Origin of the sequence: Nonomuraea sp. NPDC049637 (assembly GCF_040675235.1) — a bacterium.
Classification (GTDB): Bacteria; Actinomycetota; Actinomycetes; order Streptosporangiales; family Streptosporangiaceae; genus Nonomuraea.
This window is the reverse complement of the sequence record NZ_JBFAOM010000009.1, coordinates 199989-220932: the sequence shown is the minus strand read 5'-3', so window position 1 is coordinate 220932 and position 20944 is coordinate 199989. Positions and strand designations below refer to the sequence as shown.

18 protein-coding genes are annotated in these 20944 nt (G+C 72.5%); 11 read left to right on the top strand and 7 right to left on the bottom strand.

From position 1 onward, the window contains the following. Positions 1-68: 68 nt before the first annotated feature. The 9 genes from AB0J71_RS15665 (at position 69) to AB0J71_RS15625 (ending at position 13254) form a co-directional block, all read left to right on the top strand. Positions 69-299, top strand: coding sequence for a hypothetical protein (locus AB0J71_RS15665; RefSeq protein WP_352325366.1), 231 nt, complete (start codon positions 69-71; stop codon positions 297-299). Between the two features lie 119 nt (positions 300-418). Further along, a complete protein-coding gene (locus tag AB0J71_RS15660; protein WP_364414629.1) occupies positions 419-1390 on the top strand; it encodes an extracellular solute-binding protein in 972 nt (323 codons plus the stop codon). Between the two features lie 101 nt (positions 1391-1491). Then, a complete protein-coding gene (locus tag AB0J71_RS15655) occupies positions 1492-2268 on the top strand; it encodes a methyltransferase domain-containing protein (protein WP_352325364.1) in 777 nt (258 codons plus the stop codon). Positions 2269-2494: 226 nt separating this feature from the next. Further along, entirely contained in the window at positions 2495-4534 is a 2040-nt protein-coding gene (locus AB0J71_RS15650) for a hypothetical protein (RefSeq protein ID WP_364414627.1), read from the top strand. Between the two features lie 6 nt (positions 4535-4540). Then, positions 4541-6361: a UvrD-helicase domain-containing protein gene (locus AB0J71_RS15645; protein ID WP_364414625.1), complete on the top strand. Its 1821-nt coding sequence runs from the start codon at positions 4541-4543 to the stop codon at positions 6359-6361. Between the two features lie 48 nt (positions 6362-6409). After that, positions 6410-8254 (top strand): sigma factor-like helix-turn-helix DNA-binding protein, encoded by a 1845-nt coding sequence (locus AB0J71_RS15640; protein WP_352325590.1) that lies wholly within the window; start codon positions 6410-6412, stop codon positions 8252-8254. A 16-nt stretch (positions 8255-8270) separates the two neighbouring features. Continuing rightward, positions 8271-9584, top strand: coding sequence for a cysteine--tRNA ligase (locus tag AB0J71_RS15635; RefSeq protein ID WP_364414623.1), 1314 nt, complete (start codon positions 8271-8273; stop codon positions 9582-9584). Positions 9585-9703: 119 nt separating this feature from the next. Next, positions 9704-12190: a penicillin acylase family protein gene (locus tag AB0J71_RS15630; protein WP_364414621.1), complete on the top strand. Its 2487-nt coding sequence runs from the start codon at positions 9704-9706 to the stop codon at positions 12188-12190. A gap of 212 nt (positions 12191-12402) precedes the next feature. Beyond that, positions 12403-13254 (top strand): hypothetical protein, encoded by an 852-nt coding sequence (locus AB0J71_RS15625; protein WP_352325593.1) that lies wholly within the window; start codon positions 12403-12405, stop codon positions 13252-13254. 15 nt (positions 13255-13269) lie between these two features. On the opposite strand, the gene AB0J71_RS15620 is transcribed toward AB0J71_RS15625, so the two are convergent. Together AB0J71_RS15620 and AB0J71_RS15615 are read right to left on the bottom strand one after the other, a co-directional pair. After that, the gene (locus AB0J71_RS15620; RefSeq protein WP_352325594.1) at positions 13270-13692 is read right to left on the bottom strand and encodes a hypothetical protein; all 423 of its coding nucleotides are present in this window, start codon (positions 13690-13692) and stop codon (positions 13270-13272) included. Positions 13693-13955: 263 nt separating this feature from the next. Next, positions 13956-14609 (bottom strand): hypothetical protein, encoded by a 654-nt coding sequence (locus AB0J71_RS15615; protein ID WP_364414619.1) that lies wholly within the window; start codon positions 14607-14609, stop codon positions 13956-13958. 754 nt (positions 14610-15363) lie between these two features. Between AB0J71_RS15615 and AB0J71_RS15610 the strand changes: the two genes are divergently transcribed. Further along, positions 15364-15543, top strand: coding sequence for a hypothetical protein (locus AB0J71_RS15610; RefSeq protein ID WP_364414617.1), 180 nt, complete (start codon positions 15364-15366; stop codon positions 15541-15543). Between the two features lie 44 nt (positions 15544-15587). Here the strand turns inward: AB0J71_RS15610 and AB0J71_RS15605 are convergent, their stop codons facing one another. The 3 genes from AB0J71_RS15605 to mshB are packed head-to-tail and all read right to left on the bottom strand — an operon-like array spanning position 15588 to position 17460. After that, positions 15588-16082, bottom strand: a complete 495-nt coding sequence (locus AB0J71_RS15605; protein ID WP_352325598.1) for a flavin reductase family protein — start codon at positions 16080-16082, stop codon at positions 15588-15590. A 17-nt stretch (positions 16083-16099) separates the two neighbouring features. Next, entirely contained in the window at positions 16100-16519 is a 420-nt protein-coding gene (locus tag AB0J71_RS15600; protein WP_352325599.1) for a DUF6113 family protein, read from the bottom strand. An 11-nt stretch (positions 16520-16530) separates the two neighbouring features. Further along, positions 16531-17460 carry an N-acetyl-1-D-myo-inositol-2-amino-2-deoxy-alpha-D-glucopyranoside deacetylase gene (mshB, locus tag AB0J71_RS15595; protein WP_352325601.1) on the bottom strand — a complete coding sequence of 310 codons (930 nt, stop codon included), beginning with the start codon at positions 17458-17460 and terminating at the stop codon, positions 16531-16533. Positions 17461-17504: 44 nt separating this feature from the next. Between mshB and AB0J71_RS15590 the strand changes: the two genes are divergently transcribed. Further along, positions 17505-19571 carry a prolyl oligopeptidase family serine peptidase gene (locus AB0J71_RS15590; protein ID WP_364414615.1) on the top strand — a complete coding sequence of 689 codons (2067 nt, stop codon included), beginning with the start codon at positions 17505-17507 and terminating at the stop codon, positions 19569-19571. Here the strand turns inward: AB0J71_RS15590 and AB0J71_RS15585 are convergent. Together AB0J71_RS15585 and AB0J71_RS15580 are read right to left on the bottom strand one after the other, a co-directional pair. Then, complete coding sequence (locus AB0J71_RS15585) at positions 19568-20431, bottom strand: hypothetical protein (RefSeq protein WP_364414613.1); 864 nt, start codon at positions 20429-20431, stop codon at positions 19568-19570. The genes AB0J71_RS15590 and AB0J71_RS15585 overlap by 4 nt on opposite strands. A 48-nt stretch (positions 20432-20479) precedes the next feature. After that, positions 20480-20908, bottom strand: coding sequence for a MarR family transcriptional regulator (locus AB0J71_RS15580; protein ID WP_352325604.1), 429 nt, complete (start codon positions 20906-20908; stop codon positions 20480-20482). Between the last annotated feature and the right edge of the window lie 36 nt (positions 20909-20944).

The following is a 20944-nucleotide window of genomic DNA, read 5'->3' as shown; positions in this document are numbered from 1 at the left end:
GACCGCGGTTTGCTACGCCCTAGTATTGCCGTGCTTGCCAGCTGGCCGAAACGGAGGGTGGCAAACTCATGGCCGCACGCCTCGTCGTCGCGATCACAACTCAGGACATAGGCGCACGGATCACCACGCGAAGACGCGTCCCAGAAGGCTTCCGGGACGCCGTCGGCGTGCTCGAATCCTGGACGGACGGCGTGTTGCGCGTTCGCAAGCGGGACGGCACATTGGTGGAGATCGACGAGGAATCGCTGGTCGCGGCCAAGGTCGTTCCGGTCGCGCCTCCTCGACCTCGGGCGAAGTAACGGTAAGTATTCGTTGTGTGACCGTACGTATCTGCGCCGCCGTAGCAGCCGTTCTCGCCAGCGCCGGATGCGGCGCGTCAACATCCCAGACCGCGTCCGAGGGGTCGAAGGACCTTCCGGTGCTCAACGTCCGGGCCGCCTCGCTGAAGCAGGGCTTCGGCACGATGGCGCGCCTGGCCGAGGCCGCCAAGCGCGAGGGCCAGCTGACCGTGATCGGCCTGCCGCACGACTGGGTGAACTACGGCGAGATCATCGACACCTTCGCCGACAAGTACGACATCAAGGTCAACGAGCTGGAACCGGGCGCCAGCAGCAAGCGCGAGCTCGACGCCACCGCCCAGCTCAAGCCGGACGTGTTCGATCTCACTCTGGACATGGCCGTCTACGGGGCCGACAAGTTCGCGCCGTACAAGGTGACGGGCTGGCAGGACCTGCCCGACTACGTCAAGGACCCCAAGGGGGCCTGGTACGGCGCGTACGGCGGCTACATGTCGATCGGCTACGACCCGCGCGAGGTCAAGGCCCCGGCCTCCTTCGCCGACCTGCTCAAGCCCGGCTACCGCGTCGCCCTCGACGGCGACCCGCTGCGCTCGGCGGCGGCGTTCGGCGGCGTGATGGCCGCGTCCATGAAGGCCGGCGCCAAACCGGACGCCAGGCAGGGGGTGGAGCTGTTCGCCAAGCTCAAGCAGGCCGGGCAGCTCGTCGAGCCGGCCAAGGCGAACGTGATCATCGACTGGGACCACCTCAACGCGACCCGCAGCGCCGACCACGCCGACTCCTGGGAGGTGACGATCCCGCGCGACGCGCCGTTCGGCGCGTACCACGTCCAGGCGATCAGCAAGACCGCCCCGCATCCGGCCGCCGCCCGGCTGTGGCAGGAGTTCCTGTTCTCCGACGAGGGCCAGAACCTGCTGCAGAAGGGCTACGCCCGTCCGGCGCGCGGCGAGGCCATGCTCATGAAGGGCAAGCTCGACGCCGAGCAGGCCGCCCGGCTGCCCAAGGCCGCCGGCCCGCCCGTGCTCATGACGATCCCGCAGACGGACGCGGCGAAGGCGTACCTCAGGCGGGAATGGAGCAAGAGCGTGGGATGAGTCCGTTGTGACTTGATATGTCGTAGAGACGATCAGGCTCTAAAGTGAACGGACAGCACGGCCACGGGGGCCCGATGTCTGACGAATGTGAGCTGATCGTCTTGCGATACGACGCACCGAGCTTGGAGCGGTGGAACAGTCGCGCCTACGACAGCAGTTTCGGGTACGTCTCCACCCAGGGCGCGCCGCTGGTCGACCTCCTCGACCCGCAGCCCGGGGAGCGCGTGCTCGACCTCGGGTGCGGCACCGGGGTGCTGACCGCGCAGATCGCCTTCAGGGGCGCGGACGTCCTGGGCATCGACGGTTCCGCCGCGATGATCGAGAAGGCGCTGGCCCAGTACCCGGGGATCGACTTCATCATCGGCGACGGCCACGACTTCACCGTGGTGGACCCGTACGACGCCGTCTTCTCCAACGCGGCGCTCCACTGGATGAGCCGCGACCCCGCCGCCGTGATCGCCAGCGTCCGCGAGGCGCTGAAGCCGGGCGGCCGGTTCGTCGCGGAGATGGGCGGCGCGGGCAACTGCGCCGAGCTGACCGCCGCGATGCTGACCGCCTGGCGCGAGTACGGCCTGCGCGAGCCCGATCTGCCGTGGTACTTCCCCACGCCCGCCGAGTACGCGCGCCGGCTGGAGCAGGAGGGCTTCGTGGTCCGGCTGCTGGAGTACTTCGACCGGCCGACGCCGCTGGACGAGTGCCCCGGCGGGGCCGCCGACTGGGTGCGCATGTTCGCCTCGTCCGTGCTCGAAGGACTGCCGCCGGAGATCGTGGAACCCCTGCTCGGACGGGTCAACGAGCTGGCCGCGCCCGCCCTGCGCAGGGAGACGGGCTGGATGGCCGACTACGTGCGTCTACGCTTTGCCGCTGTTCGGCGCTGATGCGTAGTGCATGATGCGTAGGGCTGTTTTGCCGGACTATGGTCTGTTCCGTGGGCGGCGAGATGTTGGCTGCGCCGCTGCGGCGGCGTGAGGGGCTGGTGAACGGAACGGGATGAACTTCTGCCTGAGCGACCTCGTGCCACCGTTGAGGTGGAGCGACGCGTCGACGATCACGCTACTGACCGGGCAGCCGGATCTGCCGGACGCGTGGTGGCGAAGCCTGCCCATGCCGCTGGTGCTCGCAGCCATCGGCCCGGAGTCGCTGGGCGAGCTGCTGACCGAGATCGCGCTGGAGCACTGGCCGGCCGCCGCCGTCGGTGACGTCCTGCCGGCTCTGCACGTCCTGGACCCGGACGAGGCCGACGAACCCGCCGTCGCCATCGCGCTCGACCGCGCCGGGTCGTGGACGGGGCTGCTCTCGCTGACCGGGCGGGAGCTGGTGGACCAGCCGTTCATCCAGGCCCGGCCGGTGCTCAACACGTTGTTCGGGGCGGTGCTCGTCCGGCTGGCGCATTCGTACGCGGGTGGGCGGCAGGTCGAGGCGCACGCACCGGCGGCTCTCGCGGCCTCCGCGGACGCCGTCGTGGCGGCGGAGCTCGCCCCTGAGCCCGCCGCGTTCCCTGCGGGCGCGGCCGCTGTGGAGGCCGTCGAGGAGACGGCCGGCCGTGACGGCGAGCGGGTGCTGGACGCCGACTCCGAGCCGGTCGTCGAGGAGGTGCCGCGGCCCGAGGCCGAGCCCGTGCTCGACGCCGCCGAGGAGCCCGCGCCCGAGCCCGCCGCCGCGGAGGCGTCCGCGCTGGAGGCCGAAGGGGTCGGCGGCGAGCCCTTCTCGCCGGACGACCACGACGAACAGGCTGAACGGCACGGACCCGCCGACGTGCCTGAGGTCCCTGAGGTCGTTGCGGGGCAGGACGAGGATGAGCCGGTCGAGGCCGCACAGCCTGCGGCATCCGCCGATCACGCCGATCACGCCGAGCCCGAGGCGCACGCCGAGCACCCCGAGCACGCCACCGAGCCCGAGCCCGAGGCCGACTTCGAGCACTCTCGGGCCGACGCCGAGCACGCCGAGTACCCCGAGGCCGACGCCGGGTACGCCCAGCCTGAGGCCGGCGCCGCGCACGCCGAGTCCGCCGAGGCGGGCGGCGAGGAGTTGTCCGAGCTGATCGAGGCCGCGTTCGCCGGGCTCGACGACAAGAGCTGGGCCGTGGCACAGAACCGGGTCTTCACCGACGAGCCCTCGGCGGTCGACCAGCTGGCCAAGCTGTTCGCCGTCCCCCCGGCCGACATCTCCGCCACCGAGCAGGAGCTGCGCGTCCGTCTCGACCAGTGGCTGGCCAGCGAGGAGGCCGCGCCGTACCGCGCCCACCTGGACGAGCTGCGCAGGACGCTGGGCCCGGCCGCGCCCAAGGAGCAGCTGATCGGCGCGGCCGACTGGCACGCCAGGGAGATCCGCGCGCTGGAGGTGCCGGCCTGGCAGTTCGTGCTGGCCACGCTGCCGGCGCAGTCCGCGCAGCCGAATCCGCCGGTGGAGTTCCAGCAGCCGCATTCGGCGTTCGCCGCGATGCAGCCGCCGCCTCCCATGCCCCCACCGCCCGTGCCCCCACCGCCCGTGCCGTCACCGCCCACGCCACCGCCTCCCATGCCGCCGCCCCCGGCCGTTCCGGCCGGTCCGCCGCAGTTCCAGGCGTTCACGCCGGTCGCGCCGCCGCCCGCGGAGGGCAACGGCGGGGCGGAGCAGAACAAGCCGTACCAGCCGCTCAAGGACGTCTCCCAGACCAGGCGCTGCTTCCGCCAGCCGGACGGCCGCTGGTGGCTGCGGATCGACGTGACCGCCGAGCAGCTGGCCGGCGGCGAGTGCGCCCTCCCGACGGGCTTCGCGGCCTACCTGGGCCTGTCCCCCGGTGAGAGCCGGGCGGTCAGGAGCGCGGCGGGCGAGCTGACCATGACCTGGCACGGCAGGCCGGTGCTGGAGTCCATCGAGCGCCTGCTCGTGGACGTCGGCGCCAAGGAGGGCGGCCACCTGTTCCTCACGCTGTCGGACGAGGGCGTCCTGCGCGCCCGTCACCTGCCGGTCGCCGCCCAGAACGCCGAGAGCATCACCAAGGCGCTGCGCCTGGTCGGCTACACGGCGCCGGGCGGCACCCGGGACCAGGCGGCCAGGGTGATCGCGACGAGGATCGGGCTCACCGGCCCCGTCGGGCTGCCCGACCTGCTCACCAGGCTCCGCGAACGCGGCGACCGCGACCTGCTCGCCCTCTTGGACTGACCTCCCGTGCCGCGGCTCGCGATCGGCCCTGACTTTCCAGGGGAGCTCGGCGCACTGGCTCAGCCGGTGCGCAGGGACGCCGTGGTCGCGCTGCGCCGGTTCCTGCTGAACGTGTCCGGAGCCCCGCATCCCGAGCGGGTGCGGGGCTGCCGGGACGCCAAGGTCGCCACGCTGCGCCTGGCCGACGGGCATCGCGGCGTGGTGGTCCGGCAGCGCGACGTCTACTGGCTGCTCGCCGTGCGGCCCGACCCGGAGGCGTGGTCGTACGCCCAGCGTCACCGGTACGGCGTCAACCCCGTGATCGGCGTCGTCGAGGAGTGGGACGCCGAGACCCTGGAACGGGTCGAGCCCGCCTTACGCAGGTCGGCCCGGCCCACGCGGCTGTTCGACCAGATCTGCGACGGCGACCTGCTCGCCCTCGGCATCGACGTGCACGCGCTGCCCCTGGTCAGGCTGATCTCCACCGAGGCCGACGTGGCCGCGCTCGAGCCGCTGCTGCCGCCCACCCAGTACGCGCCGCTGGCCGTCCTGGCCAGGGGCGGCACGCTGTCGGAGGCGTGGCGCGAGCTGGACAACTGGCGCGCCCGCGACGAGGAGACGGGCGCGATCGACCCCGACGACCTGCACGCGGCGCTGCTGCGCAGCCCGGACCGCGCGGTGTTCGCCGCCGACAAGGTGGAGCTCGACCGGGTGCTCGGGGCCCCGGACTGGTGCACGTTCCTGCACCCGACGCAGCACCGGCTGGCCACGGCCGGACGGTACGAGCAGCCGGTGCTGGTCGTGGGCGGCGCGGGCACCGGCAAGACGATCATCGCCCTGCACCGGGCGGCCCACCTGGCGGCGCGGGGCAGCGGCCCGGTGCTGCTGGTGACGTTCACGCAGAGCCTGGCCGAGGAGCTGGCCGGTCGGCTGGACGTGCTGATCGCCGACGAGAGCGTGCGCAAGCGCGTCGAGGTGGACAACGCCGAGCGCCTGGCCGTGCGGATCGTCGCCGACGCGGAGGGACGCCGTCCCGCCCTGGTCGGCCCGGGGGCCCGGACGCTGGCCCAGCTGACCGACGAGGCGATCAGGCTGCTGTCGATCACGACCGGCGACCTGCTGGACGACGTGGAGCCGGGCCGCAAGCCGTACCGGCACATCGTGGTGGACGAGGCGCAGGACGTCAGCCCGGCGCAGTGGCGGCTGCTGCGGGCGGCGGCGCCGCACGCGCACGACGACCTGTTCGTGGTGGGCGACCCGCACCAGCGGGTGACCGACACGCGGGTGGCGCTCGGCGCGGTGGGCATCCCGGCCGTCCAGCACGACCTGCGCATCTCCTACCGCCTGCCGCAGGAGATCCTGTCCTACGTGGTCCGGCTGCGCGGCGGCGGCCCGGCGAACGGCCTGGTCAAGGGCGTGGCCGAGCTGTTCGGCTACCGCGCCACGCACAACGGCCGGCGGCCGGTGGTCCGGGCGTACGACACCCCCGAGTCCGAACTGGCCGGGCTGCGGGCCACGGTCGGCGGCTGGCTGGCGGACGGCGTGCCGGAGGGCGAGATCGCCGTCGGCGCGCGCACCCCCACGCTGGCGCGCGCCGCCCGGGAGGCCCTGGACGGGCTGGACGTGCGCGTGGCGACCTTCCAGCACCTGAAGGGGCTGGAGTTCGACCGGGTGGCGCTCGTCGGCGTGGCGGAGGGCGTGGTGCCCGGATCGCTGCCCGAGGAGCCGGCCGCGCGGGCTCGAGCGCTGCAACGCGAGCGGAGCATACTGTTCGTCGCCTGCACACGGGCCCGAACGATGCTCTATATCTCGCATTCCGGAAGGGGGAGCCCATTTCTGTCCCCCTGATCACATAGTCTGAACTGCGGATATCTTCCCTTTGCCGGTTGGACCTCAATGAACCTCAGCCTGAGCGACCTCGCGCCACCCCTGCGCTGGACCTCCCCTGGTCAGATCGCGCCGATCGTGGAGGAGCCCCAGCTGCCCGAGGCCTGGTGGCAGGCGATCCCCCTCGACCGCGCGTGCGCGATCGTCGGGACGCAGACCGTGGCGGGTCACCTGGCCGAACTGGCCGTGGCCTGCTGGGGGCACCTGCTGCTCGGCGACATCCTGCCGCTGCTGCGTTTCTCCGACCCCGCCGAGGCCGAGCGCACGCCGGAGTCGCTGGGCAAGGACGTGGTGCAGAAGCTGTTCACCGGTGTGTTCGAGCGGCTGCTCGAACCCGCGCCCGCCGCCCTGCCCGTCCCGGCCCGGCCCGACAAACCCCTTCCCGAGCTGATCGACGCGGTGTTCGCCGCGCTCGACGACCGGCAGCGCGCCATCGCCCGCGACCGGCTCTACGCGGCGCAGCGCGCCACGCTCGACGAGCTGGCGCAGCGCTTCTCGGTCACCCGCGAGCGGATCAGGCAGATCGAACGGGACCTGCGCGACCACGTGGAGGCCTGGCTGGGCTCGCCGGAGGCGGCGGCGCTGGTGGCGCACGTGACGTGGCTGAGGGGCAGGCTGGGATCGGCCGTCCCGGCCGACGACCTCGCGGCCGCCGTGCCGTGGCACCGCGGCGACCTGCGCACGCTGGGCATTCCCGCGTGGCGGTTCGTCCGCACGCTGCTGACCGGCTACGAGCAGGCCGACGGGTGGCTGGTCTCCGGCGGGGCCGACGAGCTGCGGGAGAAGACGCGGCAGTTGTTCACCGACGGGCCGCGGCCGCTCGGCGAGGCGGTGTCCATGGTGGCCCAGCTCGGCGTCCGCGAGGACGTCGCCGAGCGGTGGATCCTGGCCGTGCCGCAGCTCCGGGTGCTCGGCCGGCACGTGGTGCCCTGGCCGCGCAGCATCAACGAGAAGGCCGAGGCGGTGCTGGCGGTGGCGGGCACGCCGCTGTCGCCCGAGGAGATCCAGGAACGCATCGGCGAGGACTACAGCCTGGTCGGCATCCGCAACCAGCTCACCGCCGACGAGCGCTTCCGCCGGGTGGACCGGAACAAGTACGGGCTGACCAGGTGGGGCGGCGACGAGTACCTGGGCATCAGGGAGATGATCGCCCGGGAGATCGAGCGGGCCGGCGGCGAGGCCTCGGTGAGCACGATCGTGACGAACCTGACCTCCCGCTACGACGTGAGCGAGAGCTCGGTGCGCGCCTACTCGGGCGGCCCCGGGTTCGAGCGCACGCAGCGCGGCTGGATCAGGGTGGCCGGGACGTCGCCGACCGGCGAGTCGGAGCCGTACCAGCCGCGCAAGGACGTCTCGGAGACGCGGCGCAGCTTCCGCTCCCGCGACGGACGGTGGTGGCACCGCGTGGACGTCAACGCCGAGCACCTGCGCGGGTCGGGCTCGCCCCTGCCGACCGGGTTCGCCGCCTACCTGGGCATGGCCCCCGGCGGGTCGCTGACCGCCTCGACGCCCTCGGGCGACGTGGTGATCAGCTGGCACAACCAGCCGACCATGGGGTCGATCCGCAACGTGCTGGCCGACTTCAAGGCGAGCGAGGGCGACCACGTGTTCCTGACCGTCTCCGACGGCGGCGAGCTGCTGACCCGCTACCTGCCCGCGGCCGCCGTGGCGATGCCGCCGCTGAACCGGGCGCTCTACCTCATCGGCTACACCGCCCCGGTGCACTCCGAGATGGAGGGGCTGCGGCTGATCGGGGCCCGCATCGGGCTGCCCGACACGGCCACCCGCGAGGAGGTGCTGGCCAGGCTGCGCGAGCGCGGGGACCGGGACATCCTCGGCTTCCTCGGCGGGTGAGGGCTAGGCTCGGGTGATGTTGCGGATCCACGACACCCGGGCCAGGCAGGTCGAGGAGATCTCGGGCGGGCGGGCGGTGCGCGTGTACACGTGCGGGCCGGCGCCGCACCGCCGCGTCCATCTGGGCGACCTGCGCACGTACGTGCTGTCCGACCTGGTCAGGAGGGTGCTGGAGGGGCGGCGTACCCGGGTGGTGGCCTGCCGGCACGTCGCCGACCTCGCAGGTCCCGGCGGGGCGGCCGGGGGGCCGGCCCGCGCCCACGAGGACGCGTTCGTCGACGACGCGGCCGCGCTCAACCTGCGGCCGCCGGAGCACGCCCCGCGCGCGGGCGAGACGGTCGACCTGATGATCGAGCTGATCGCCGGGCTCGTCGAGCGGGGGCACGCCTACGCGGCGCCGGACGGCTCGGTGTACTTCGACGTACGGACGTTCCCGGCGTACGGCGAGCTCTCCGGCACCAGCCTGGACGACCTCAAGCCCGCCGGCCCGGCCGGCGCCGCCGATCCGTACAGACGTTTCCACGCCGACTGGGCCATGTGGCGGCCCGCCGACGGCGACCGGGGCCGGGACGCGCCCTGGGGCCGGGGCCTGCCCGGCCCGCACGTGGCGTGCTCGGCGCTGTCGCTGCGTTTCCTCGGCGAACGGATCGACCTGCACCTCGGGGACGCCGCCCGGCGCTTCCCGCACCACGAGGCCGAGCGCGCCCAGTCGGACGCGGCCGCCGGCCACGAGGTGGTGCGCCACTGGGTGCACGGCGAGCGCCCGCTGTTCGACGGGCGCGAGATGGCGGAGTCCGCGGGCAACGCGGTGCTGCTGTCCGACGTGGTGGCGGCGGGGCTCGACCCGCTGGCGGCGCGCCTGGCCTTCCTTGAGCGCCGCTACCGGGAGCGGCTCGACCTCGGCTGGGACGTCCTGCGGGCGGCCGACCGCACGGTGCGGCGGTGGCGGGCGCGGGTGGCCGAGTGGTCGGAGTCGCCCAGCGCGCCCATGGCCGCGTCGTACGCCGAGCGCGTCGGGGCGGCCCTCGACGACGACCTCGACACCCCGGCGGCGCTGGCGATCCTGCGGGAGCTGGAGCTGGACGAGTCGGTCGCGCCCGGGTCGAAGTTCGAGACGTTCCTGCACCTGGACCAGGTGCTGGCGCTGGACCTGTCCACGGAGATCGGAAAGCCGCGGGTGCCGCCCGCCGGGGCCGCCGAGCTGCTGGCGCAGCGCGAGCGGGCGCTGGCGGCCAACGACTGGGCGGCGGCCGACCGGCTGCGGGACGAGCTGGCCGACCTGGGGGTTCGCGTCACCGACACCCCGGAGGGACAGAGCTGGTCCCTCTGACCGGGAGCCCTGCGCGCGAGGCCGCTCCGGCCACCTGAAACGACCGGAGCAGTGAGCCGGTACTGCCAGACTTGTTCAAGTTCGGCAAGATGGAGGTATCGGTGAGACCCTTTGCGTGGATGCCGTGGCCTTTGCGGTGGTTCGCCCGGGTGTTGACCGTGCTTCTCGCGCTGGCGCTCGTGCTGGCCGGGGTCCTGGTGTACACGGTACGGAAGTCGTTCCCGCAGGTGGACGGGGCGCTGCGGCTGCCCGGCCTGACCGGGAAGGTCGAGATTTATCGCGATAAATCAGGGATTCCGCATATCTATGCCGACAGTGCGGCCGACCTGTTCATGGCGCAGGGCTTCGTCCACGCCCAGGACCGGTTCTTCGAGATGGACTTCCGCCGCCACACCACCGCCGGACGGCTCTCCGAGCTGTTCGGCAAGGCCACGCTCGGCAACGACAAGGCGCTGCGGACCATGGGCTGGCGCCGGGTGGCCGAGCAGGAGCTGCCCGGCCTCGACCGGCAGACCCAGGACTTCCTGGCCGCGTACGCCAAGGGCGTGAACGCCTGGCTGGAGGCCAACCCCAACGCCTCCGACCGCAGCCTCGAATACTCGGTGCTCAAGCTGCAGAACGGCGAGTACCGGCCGGAGCCGTGGACCGCGGTCGACTCCGTCGCCTGGCTCAAGGCCATGGCGTGGGACCTGCGCTCCAACATGGAGGACGAGATCGACCGCGCCCTGGCGCTGACCAAGCTGCCAAAGGAGCGCGTCGAGCAGCTCTACCCCGGCTACCCGTACGACCGCCACACCCCGATCGTCGGCGAGGGCGCGCTCGCCCGGGGCCGCTACGACCAGCAGGCCGAGCCGCGGATCGGCGGCGTCCGCGCGCTCTCCCAGGCCGCCGCGACGCTCGACGCCGTGCCGAGCACGATGAGCAGCGAGGAGCGCGAGGGCATCGGCTCCAACTCGTGGGTGGTCTCCGGCGCGCACACCGCGAGCGGCAAGCCGCTGCTGGCCAACGACCCGCACCTGTCGCCGCAGATGCCGTCCGTCTGGTACCAGGCCGGGCTGCACTGCAGGACGCTGTCCGAGCAGTGCCCGTACGACGTCACCGGGTTCACCTTCTCCGGCGTGCCCGGCGTGATCATCGGGCACAACGACAAGATCGCGTGGGGGTTCACCAACCTCGGGCCGGACGTGGCCGACCTCTTCCTGGAGAAGGTGGACGGCGACACGTACCTGTACAAGGGCGAGCAGGTCACGCTGGAGACGCGGCAGGAGCAGATCAAGGTCGCCGGCGGCGACCCCGTCACGATCACCGTGAAGAGCACCCGGCACGGCCCGCTGATCAACGAGGTGATGACGGACGCCCGCCCCAGCGGCGAGGCGAACGCCGTGGCCCTGCAATGGACCGCCCTCACCCCCGGCAGGACCGTGGACGCGATCTTCGCGCTCAACAAGGCGGGCGACTGGGCCGAGTTCCGCTCGGCGGCGGCGCTGTTCGAGGTGCCGTCCCAGAACCTGATCTACGCCGACACCAGCGGCAAGATCGGCTACCAGGCGCCCGGGCGCATCCCCGTACGGGAGAAGGGCGACGGCACCTGGCCGGTGCCCGGCTGGACCGGCGAGTATGACTGGAAGGCCGCGCCCATCCCCTACGACCAGCTCCCCACGATGGAGGACCCGGCCGAGGGGTTCATCGTCACGGCCAACAACGCCGTCATCGACCCCCGCCGCTACCAGCCGCTGCTGACCAAGGACTGGTCCTACGGCTACCGCTCCCAGCGCATCCGCGAGCTCGTCGAGTCCGCGATCGCCAAGGGCAAGGTCGACGCCGGGACGATGTCGGACATCCAGCAGGACACCTCCAACGAGTTCGCCGGCACGCTGGTGCCCGCGCTGCTGCGGGTGGACCTGGCCGGGCCCGCCCGCCAGGCCCGCGAGCTGCTGCGGACGTGGAACCACGCCCAGGGGCTCGACTCCGCCCCCGCCGCCTACTACAACGCGGTGTGGCGGCACCTGCTCATGCTCACGTTCGACGACGACCTGCCCGAGCAGGTGTGGCCCGGCGGCGGCGACCGCTGGTACGACGTGGTCGCCAACCTGCTCACCGCCCCCGACGACCCCTTCTGGGACGACGTGACCACCAAGAACCTCACCGAGACCCGCGACGACATGCTGCGGCAGGCGATGGCCTCGGCGTACCAGGAGCTGTCGGAGCTGTTCGGCGCCGACGTCAAGTCCTGGAAGTGGGGCGACCTGCACCAGCTCGAACTGGTCAACGGCACGCTCGGCACCTCGGGCCTCCCGCCCGTGGAGGCGCTGTTCAACCGCGGCCCGTTCGCCGTGCCCGGCAACAAGGACGCGGTGAACGCGACCGGCTGGAACGTGCAGAAGGGGTACGGGGTCACGGCGGTGCCGTCGATGCGCATGGTCGTCGACCTGTCGGACCTGGACAAGTCACGCTGGATCAACCTGACGGGCGCCTCGGGGCACGCCTTCCACGACAACTACTGGGACCAGGCCGAAGCCTGGGCGCGAGGCGATCTGCTCCCGATGTACTCCAAGCCGGAGTCCGTGAAGACCGCCGCCGTCCACACCCTCACCCTCACTCCCTGATCCCACCCCTGCCCCACCATCCCCGCCCCGTCCCCCTCGTCCCCCCTCGTCCCCTCTGAGGGCGCCTCCTTGCCCTCTGAGGGCGGGTCCTGCTTGGAGAGCGGCCTGGCGCCGGGGGTAGGGCGGCCTGCTCGGTGTACGACCGTGGTTGTAGTCGAAGGCCAGACCGTGGTCCGACGCGCCGAGGCCCCGGCCGCTGTCAGCATGGCCGCATGACTCGCCTCCGGTACTCCGATCGCCTCTGGTACTCCGTCGGGATCTTCCTCCTGCTCGTGGGCCTGGCGCACCTGGGCGTGCTCGTCGTGGCCGGCGGCCCGTGGGAGGGGGCCGTGTCCTGGCGCAAACCGTTCACGTTCGGGGTGTCGTTCGGGTTGAGCGTGCTGACCCTGACCTGGGTGTCCCAGTGGTTACGGCTGCGTGCCCGCGCGTTCGTCCTCGGGGCGTTCGCGGTGGCCTCCACGGTCGAGGTGGCGCTGATCACCCTTCAGGCGTGGCGCGGGGTGCCGTCGCACTTCAACATGGAGACCCCTCTCGACACGGCCATCGCCCGCACGCTGGCCGCGTTCGGCATCACGCTCATCGTCATCGCGATCATCATGACGATCGCCGCCTTCCGCCCGGCGCCGGAGGTCGCCCCGAGCACCCGTCTGGCCGTACGGGCGGGCTTCGCCACGCTGCTGGCGTCCATGGTCTTCGGCGGCGTGATGATCGCCCGTGGCGTCGTGGCGGTGATGACGGGCGACCAGCAGCTCGCCTACACGGTGGCCACCGCGCTCAAACCGGCCCATGCCGTGCTCATGCACGGGGTGCTCCTCCTGCCGGCCCTGTCCTGGCTGCTGTCCCGCACGCTCCCGTCCGAGGGCGCGCGGCTGCGCGCCGTACGCCTGGCCACCTGGGCGTACGTCGCGGTGGCCGCCCTGGTCTCCGGCCTGGCCGTGGCCGGGGTGGCGGTGGTGGGGCCGTCCACGGCTTCGGTGGTGTCGGCCGGGGTGATCTCGGCCCTGGCCATCGCGGCGGTCGTGCTGGGCCGGTTCAGCCCCCGCCGCGGCCAGGCGAAACATTGAGGCCGGGGTAATGGGTCAGCCGTTAAGCCGTCGCCGCCGCCACCACACGGGCGCGCGCGGATAACCACCGTCGTCCAGGTCGGCCAGCCGCTCGAACACGTTGTACGACGCCTGATGCCCGCACACGACCACCGACACGAGCATGGCCAGCAGGTAGAGCGGGAGCATCGGCAGCCCGGCGCAGCAGGCCCACTGGGTGGCGTGCCGTGCTTCGTGCCGGATGAGCCGGTCGTCGAGCGCGTCCTGCCTGGTCAGGACGACGTTCCCGACCGTGAACGCGCCCGCGATGGGGAAGCGGTAACGGTAGCCGAAGGCGAGGATGAGCCCGTCGGGGCCGGGCCGGCGGGCCGCGCCGCCGACGATCGAGATGAGGAGGCCGAGCGGGGTGGCGAGGTTCACATAGTTCACCGCCCGCCGGAACCGATGGCGCCTGTTCATGCGTCTCAGTCTTGACCAATCTTGACAAGTCGGAATAATGATCTGCGTCCTGAAATCTCCCACAAGAGCAGGATTATGAGATTCTCCATCCTGGGCGCGCTGCTCGGCGCTGTTGCACTGGCCGGAGCCGGCGGAGTCGCGATCACCCAGATATCAGCCACCGATCCCCTACGTTCTACCGATTCTCCTTCCGGCGCGCAGGTGGCGTTACCCGTCACCGACACTCCGACGGCGACGCCCACGGCAACGCCCTCGGTCGGGGATTACACCGCCACGACGAAGGTGGTCAAGAAGAAGGGCGTCTCGTACTTGAATGTGTCCGTCAAGTACGACGGAGCGGCCCGCTTCACCGTGAAGCAGAAGGTGTGCAGGAGCAAGTCCTGCAGGAGCGCCACCGCCCAGTTCCCCGTCACCACCGGAACCGGGCAGACCACGAAGAAGCTGGGCAAGGGCACGTACAAGGCGAGGGGCAAGCCGGCCGTCAAGGTCAAGCCGCTTCCCTGGCCGACCCGCACCGTGACGGTCTCGCCGACCGCCACGGCCGCGCCGAGCGCGACGGCGACCGTGACGTCCACGGTGACCGAGCAGGCCACGGTGACCGCCACGGTGACCCAGCCCGGCCCGACCGTGACCGTGCCCGGCCCGACGGTGACCGTGCCGGGGCCGACGGAGACGGTGACGTTCACCTGCCAGCCGGCCCCGCCGACGTCCCCGCTCCCGCCGTCCGAAACGCCGACCGCCACGCCGTCGACCTCGGTCTCGGAGTCCCCGGACGTCCCGGACGCCCCGGCCCAGGCCGCCGCCCCACCGGCGAGCGACACCCCGACCCCCACTCCGACGCCGACGCCGACGCCGACGCCGACCGCGACGGACGTCCCGACCGACAACCCCACCAGCGCCCCGACCGACGTCCCCACGGACGTCCCGACGTGCGCGCCCCCGACGGATCTCCCCTCCGAGACCCCGACCCCGACCTCCACGGACACCGGCGCCCCCACCGACACTCCCACCCCGCCGGAGCCCCCCACCCAGTAACCGCCGACCGACACCACGCATGACCAAGGGCCAGGCCCCCAACGCCTGGCCCTTGGTCATGCCCCCCCTGCCCCCATGACCCACCGCGGCCGCCCTCTCACATCAGGGCCCAACTCACCAGGCCCATTCCCCACCACGGCTGAATCCCCTATCGCCCCCAACACCTCCCAGAGACACCGCCAAGCCGGGGCGCCAACCCCCTAGGGATACCGCTTGCCGGTGAGATGGCCAGAGCCTCTCGTTCGGCTAGGACGCTCACCCGCCTGCTGGCCGGCGGCGCGGACCCCACGGTCGAGGACGCCGCCGCCGCGGCCGGCATCTCCCGCACCACCGCCTACCGCTACTTCCCCAACCAGAACGCCCTGCTGACCGCCGCGCACCCGCAGATCGAACAGACCTCCCTGCTCCCCCCGGACCCGCCCGCCGACCCGGCGGCGCGGCTGGACCTGGTGATGACCGCCTTCACCCGGCTCACCCTCGACTGGGAACCGCAGCTGCGCACCTCGCTGCGCCTGTCCCTGCGACCGGGCGCCGAACAGCCGCACCTGCGCGGCGGCCGGGCCGTCGGCTGGATCGAGGACGCCCTCGCCCCGCTCCGCGACACCCACCCCGGCCTGGACCCTCCACCACCTGGCAGTGGCCATCCGCGCCGCGACCGGCATCGAGTCGCTGGTCTGGCTCACCGACATCGCCGGATACACCCGGCAGCAGGCGGCCGACACCATGTGCTCGTCGGCGCGGGCGCTGCTCGCCGCCGCCCTCGACCGGCACGACCGGCACGACCGGCCCGACCGCCGCGCCGGCGGCCGGGCGTAGCCGCGGGGTCAGAGGTTGCCGCGGGGTCAGAGGTTGCCGCGGGGTCAGAGGTTCTTGTAGCGGCCGTCGTGGTAGAGCAGCGGCGAGCCGTCCGCGGGGGTGCCGAGGGCCGTCACCTGGCCGAGCACGATCGAGTGGTCGCCGCCGTCGTACACCGCCGTCGTGGCGACCTCGACCGTGGCCAGGGCGCCCGTGAACAGGGCCACGCCCGACTCCCCGCGATGGTGCTCCCACCGGGCCAGTTGCCCGTTCAGCGGACGGCCGCGGTGGGCGAAGAAGCGGGAGGCGTCCTCCATCGAGGCGTGCAGCACCGACACGCCCCACACCCCGGCCTCGATCACGGCGTCGTGGAAACGGGCCACCTTCTCGGCGCAGAAGAGCACGAGCAGGGGGTCGAGGGACACCGACGTGAAGGAGTTGACGGTCATCGCGTGGTCCACGCCGCCGAGCCGGGTCGTGACGATCGCGACTCCCGTGGCGAAGCGGCCGACGACCTTACGGTAGTTTCCCGGGTCCACATGCCGCTCTATGGAATGCACGACGTTACTTTATGCCTCTACGTCGGATTCTTTGGAGGTGGGTATCCCCGCAACAACCACGAACCCCCACCGGATGAGGGCGAGCACATGAACGCCACCACGAGAGCCAGCAAACCGCCATACAGGTAGACGTACCCCGCCGCACCCTGAGAGATCACCAGATCTCCGGCATTGAGTTCGAGCGTGAACGGCATCGTCACCAGCAGCCAGCCGAGCCCGACCGCGAACGCGGCGAGCTTCGTCCGCATGAGCCTGGCCGCCCCCAGCGGGAGGAGGAACAGCGCGAGCACCCACCCGATCGCCACCCACGGAACGCCGCCCTGCTGGTCGAGCGCATGCGTGAACCCGCCCACGACGCCGAGCACGACACCCAGCACGAACAGCATGCCGTACGCCGCCCCGCCCAGCGCCGACTCCGCCTGGCTGCGATGTTCCATGGGGAACGAGGTTAGTGGATGCCCGCGAAGAGATCGTTCTCGCGGTTGTGCGGCTCGCCGAGCCCCCCGGCGTCGACCGGCGGCCCGGGCACCGGCCGGCCGGGCACGCCGATGGCCAGGACGAAGTGCTCCACGCCGAGCACCTCCTGCCCGATGTTGTTGGACAGGGCGTACCACGGGCCGTCGACGGTGATCTGGGTGGCGTGGGCGCGCATGGCCTCCCGCTTGTTGCCGACCCAGGGGCGGGCGTCGATCTCGGTGGTGATGTCCTCGTCGGGGCTGCCGAAGGGGATGTCGTCGACGTCCTCGACGAGGAAGCCGGTGCCGGAGCCGGGCAGCGCCTCGGCCGTGCGCCGCATGACGGACCTGGGCACGGCCGTGTGGTAGAACTTCGCGATCTGCCACGGCTCGTCCTGGCGCGGGGCGGGCCGGCCGCCCGGGACGTAGTCGGGCTTGGCGGCCAGCTCGAAGGCCCGGCGGGCCACCCGGTGGGCCTGGATGTGGTCGGGGTGGCCGTAGAAGCCGTTGGCGTCGTAGGTCACCAGCACCTGCGGGCGCACCTCGCGGATGACCTTGACCAGCTCGCCGGCCGCCTCGTCGAGGTCGGCCTGCCAGAAGGCGTTGGGCCGGTCGTTGGTGGCGACGCCCATCATGCCGGAGTCGCGCCAGCGTCCGGGCGAGCCGAGGAAGCGGTGGTCCTCGACGCCGAGCGCCTGGCAGGCCGCCGCCAGCTCCCCGATCCGGTACGGCCCGAGCAGGTCGTCGCGGTCGGCCGCCAGGTGGGCGAGGTCGGCGGGGATGACCTCCCCTTCCTCCCCCAGCGTGCAGGTCACCAGCGTGACGTGGGCGCCTTCCGCGACGTATTTGGCCATGGTCGCGCCGGTGCCGATCGACTCGTCGTCCGGATGGGCGTGCACGAGCAGGAGGCGGCGATCAGTCATAGTCATGAGCGTAACAATGGCTGGATACTGGCAGGATTGAGCCCATGAGTGAGAGCTTCCCGCGACTGTCGGCACGGACCCGCCGGTTCACCCTGGGAGTGCCCAGGGGGTTCACGATCTCCCCCGACGGCGGACGAGTGGTCTTCCTGCGGACGAGGTCCGGCACCGACCCGGTCACCTGCCTGTGGGAGCTCGACACCGAAACGCACGTCGAACGCCTGGTGGTCGATCCCCGCACCCTCCACGCCGACGACGAGGACCTGCCGCCGGAGGAGCGGGCGCGGCGCGAGCGCAGCCGTGAGGCGGCCGGCGGCGTGGTGGCCTACGGCGCCGACGCCGCGCTGACCAGGGCGGCCTTCGCCCTGTCCGGCGCTCTCTACGTCGTCGAGCTGGACAGCGGCGAGACCCGCAAGTTGGAGACGCCGGGCGCGGTCATCGACCCCCGGCTGTCCCCCGACGGGCGGCAGGTCGCCTACGTCACCGGCGGCGCCCTGCACGTCCAGGACCTCGACTCGGGGCGCGGCGAGGTGCTCGCCACGCCGGAGTCGCCGACCGTCACCTACGGCCTGGCCGAGTTCATCGCCGCCGAGGAGATGGACCGCATGCGCGGCTACTGGTGGTCGCCGTCGGGCGACGCGCTGCTGGTCGAGCGGGCCGACGAGGAGCCGGTCGGCACCTGGTACATCGCCGACCCGGCCAACCCCTCCCGTCCGGCCGTCGCCCAGCGTTACCCGGCGGCCGGCACGCCCAACGCCCGTACCGAGCTGTTCGTGCTCGGGCTCGACGGGTCGCGGGTGGCGGTGCCGTTCGAGGAGGAGTACCTCACGACGGCCGCCTGGGACGACCACGCGCTGTCGATCGTTACGATGACGCGCGACCAGAAGACGCTGCGGCTGTTCTCCGTCGATCCGGCGACCGGCCTGTCCACGTTGGTCCGCGAGGACACCGACCCGGCCTGGGTGGACATCGTCACCGGCGTGCCGGCGCACCTCGACGACGGCTCGCTGGTGTGGGTGGCCACGTCGGAGGGCGGCCACCGGCTGTTCGTCGGCGACCGCGCGGTCACGCCGCCCACCCTCCAGGTGCGGTCGGTGCTCGACGTCGACCACGACAGCGTGTTGTTCAGCGCCAGCGGCGGCGACCCGACCGACATCCACCTGTGGACCTGGGACGGCCACTCGCTGCTGCCGGTCTCGACCCGGTCCGGGGTGTTCTCGGGGCGGATGTCCGGCGGCGTCGGCGTGTTGTCGGAGCAGAGTCTCGACGCCGAGGGCGTCTCGACCACGGTGGTGCGGCGCGACGGCATGGCGGTCCCGATCCCGTCGTACGCCGAGCGTCCGGGGCTCGACCTGCGGGTGTCGCTGGGGCGTTCGGGCCGCCGGGAGCTGGCCACGGCCGTGGTGCTGCCGTCCTGGTACGAGCAGGGCTCGGGCCGGCTGCCGGTCCTGATGGACCCGTACGGCGGCCCGCACGCGCAGCGGGTGCTCAACCGGCGCGGCGCGTTCCTGGAGAGCCAGTGGTTCGCCGAGCAGGGCTTCGCCGTGATCGTGGCCGACGGCCGCGGCACGCCGGGCCGCGGTCCGGCGTTCGAGCGGGCGGTGCTGGGCGACCTGGCGACCCCGGCGCTTGAGGACCAGATCGACGCCCTGCAGGGCGTGGCCGAGCAGTACCCCGACGACCTCGACCTGTCGAGGGTGGCCATCCGCGGCTGGTCCTTCGGCGGCTTCCTGGCCGCGCTCGCCGTGCTGCGGCGTCCCGACGTCTTCCACGCGGCGGTGGCCGGCGCGCCGGTGACCGACTGGCGGCTGTACGACACCTGCTACACCGAGCGTTACCTGGGCCACCCCGACGAGCAGCCCGAGGTCTACGACAACTCCTCGCTGTTCGCCGACGCGCCCAAGCTCGAACGCCCGCTGCTCCTGGTCCACGGCCTGGCCGACGACAACGTGGTGGCCGCCCACACGCTGCGCCTGTCCTCGGCGCTGCTCGCGGCCGGCCGCCAGCACAGCGTGCTGCCGCTGTCGGGCGTGACGCACATGACGCCCCAGGAGGTCGTGGCCGAGAACCTGCTCCTGCTCCAGGTCGACTTCCTGAAGAAGGCGCTGGGCTAGGCGGTCCGCAGGGCGTCGAGCAGTCTCGACGCGCCCAGGCCGATCAGCACGACCAGCCCCATGACCAGCAGGAACACCCACAGGGGGGCGCCGAGGTAGGCGAGCAGGCCCTGCGCCACGGCCAGGATCAGCACGCCGAGCACGGTGCCCGCCACGCCGGCGCGCTCGCCGTACGGGCTGGTGCCGCCCAGGAGGACGGCGGCGAGCGCGAACACGGTGCTGTAGAGCCCCTGGTCGCCCTGGGGCGCCGCGCCGAGGCGCAGGAGCAGCGCGATGCCGCCCGCGGCGGCGAGCATGCTCGACCCGGCGAGGCCGAGCACCGCGCCGGGCCATCCGGCGCCGAGCTCCTTGCGCACCTCCTGCCGGTTCCACAGCAGGCCGCCGGCGATCGAGACGACCGCGAACACGGCGAACCCCAGCGGGCCGGGATAGAGCGCGGCGGTCTCCAGCGGGATCGTCCCGTCGCCGAGCAGCGCGATGGCCACGGCCTCGCACACGACGGCGGCGCCGAGCGTGACAGCCCAGGCCGGGGCCGTCAGCAGCATCGTGAACATGCTCATGGCGGCCCCCAGGAGCCCGGCGAGCACGAGCGCGAGCAGCATCGCCAGCGGCAGCGGCAGCCCGGCGCCCGCCGCGGACGCCACGAAGGCGCCGCTCGCGGCGGCGACCGCGCCCACGGCGAGATTGGGCGTGCCGGTGCGCAGCGACAGGCCGAACCCCATGACGATCAGGCCGAGCTGCCCGGCGTGGGCGAGGATGTCGAGCAGGCGGTCACTGACCGTAGTGATCAGGACGAGTGCCAGGCCCAGCAGGGCGAGGAGTCCGAGCACGCCTTCCCAGGCGCGCTGCCAGGTGCTCACTCCGACGATGCTGACAGCGCCGGACGATCATCGCAACCCCCGCCGGCGCTACCGCGGCGCCGCCCGCTCCAGCAGGCTTTGGAGCACGGACTGCTCGTCGGGCGTGAGCGCGGCCAGCGGCGAGCCCTCGGTCAGCAGACCCAGCAGGCGCTCCCGCAGGCCGGCGCCCTCCTGGGTGAGCACGAGCAGCTTGGCCCGCCGGTCGCTGGGATGCGGGCGGCGCTCCACGACGCCCTGCTGTTCCAGCCGGTCGATGACGAACGTGGCGTTGGAGGGCTCGCAGCCCATGCGCCCCGCCAGGTCGCTCATGGTCATCGGGCCGGTCAGCTCGCGCAGCGCCACCGCCTGGGCGGCGGTGAGGTCGAGCGCGGCCGCGCGTTCCCTGACGTGCCCCTCGATCTGCCTGGCGAGCGCGCCCACCAGGCCGCAGAGGTTCCGCTCGGCCGCGGCCCGCGCTTCGGCTTCGGACGTTGTCATACCGCAAAACTACCTCAAGCTAGGATGTTTGCAACT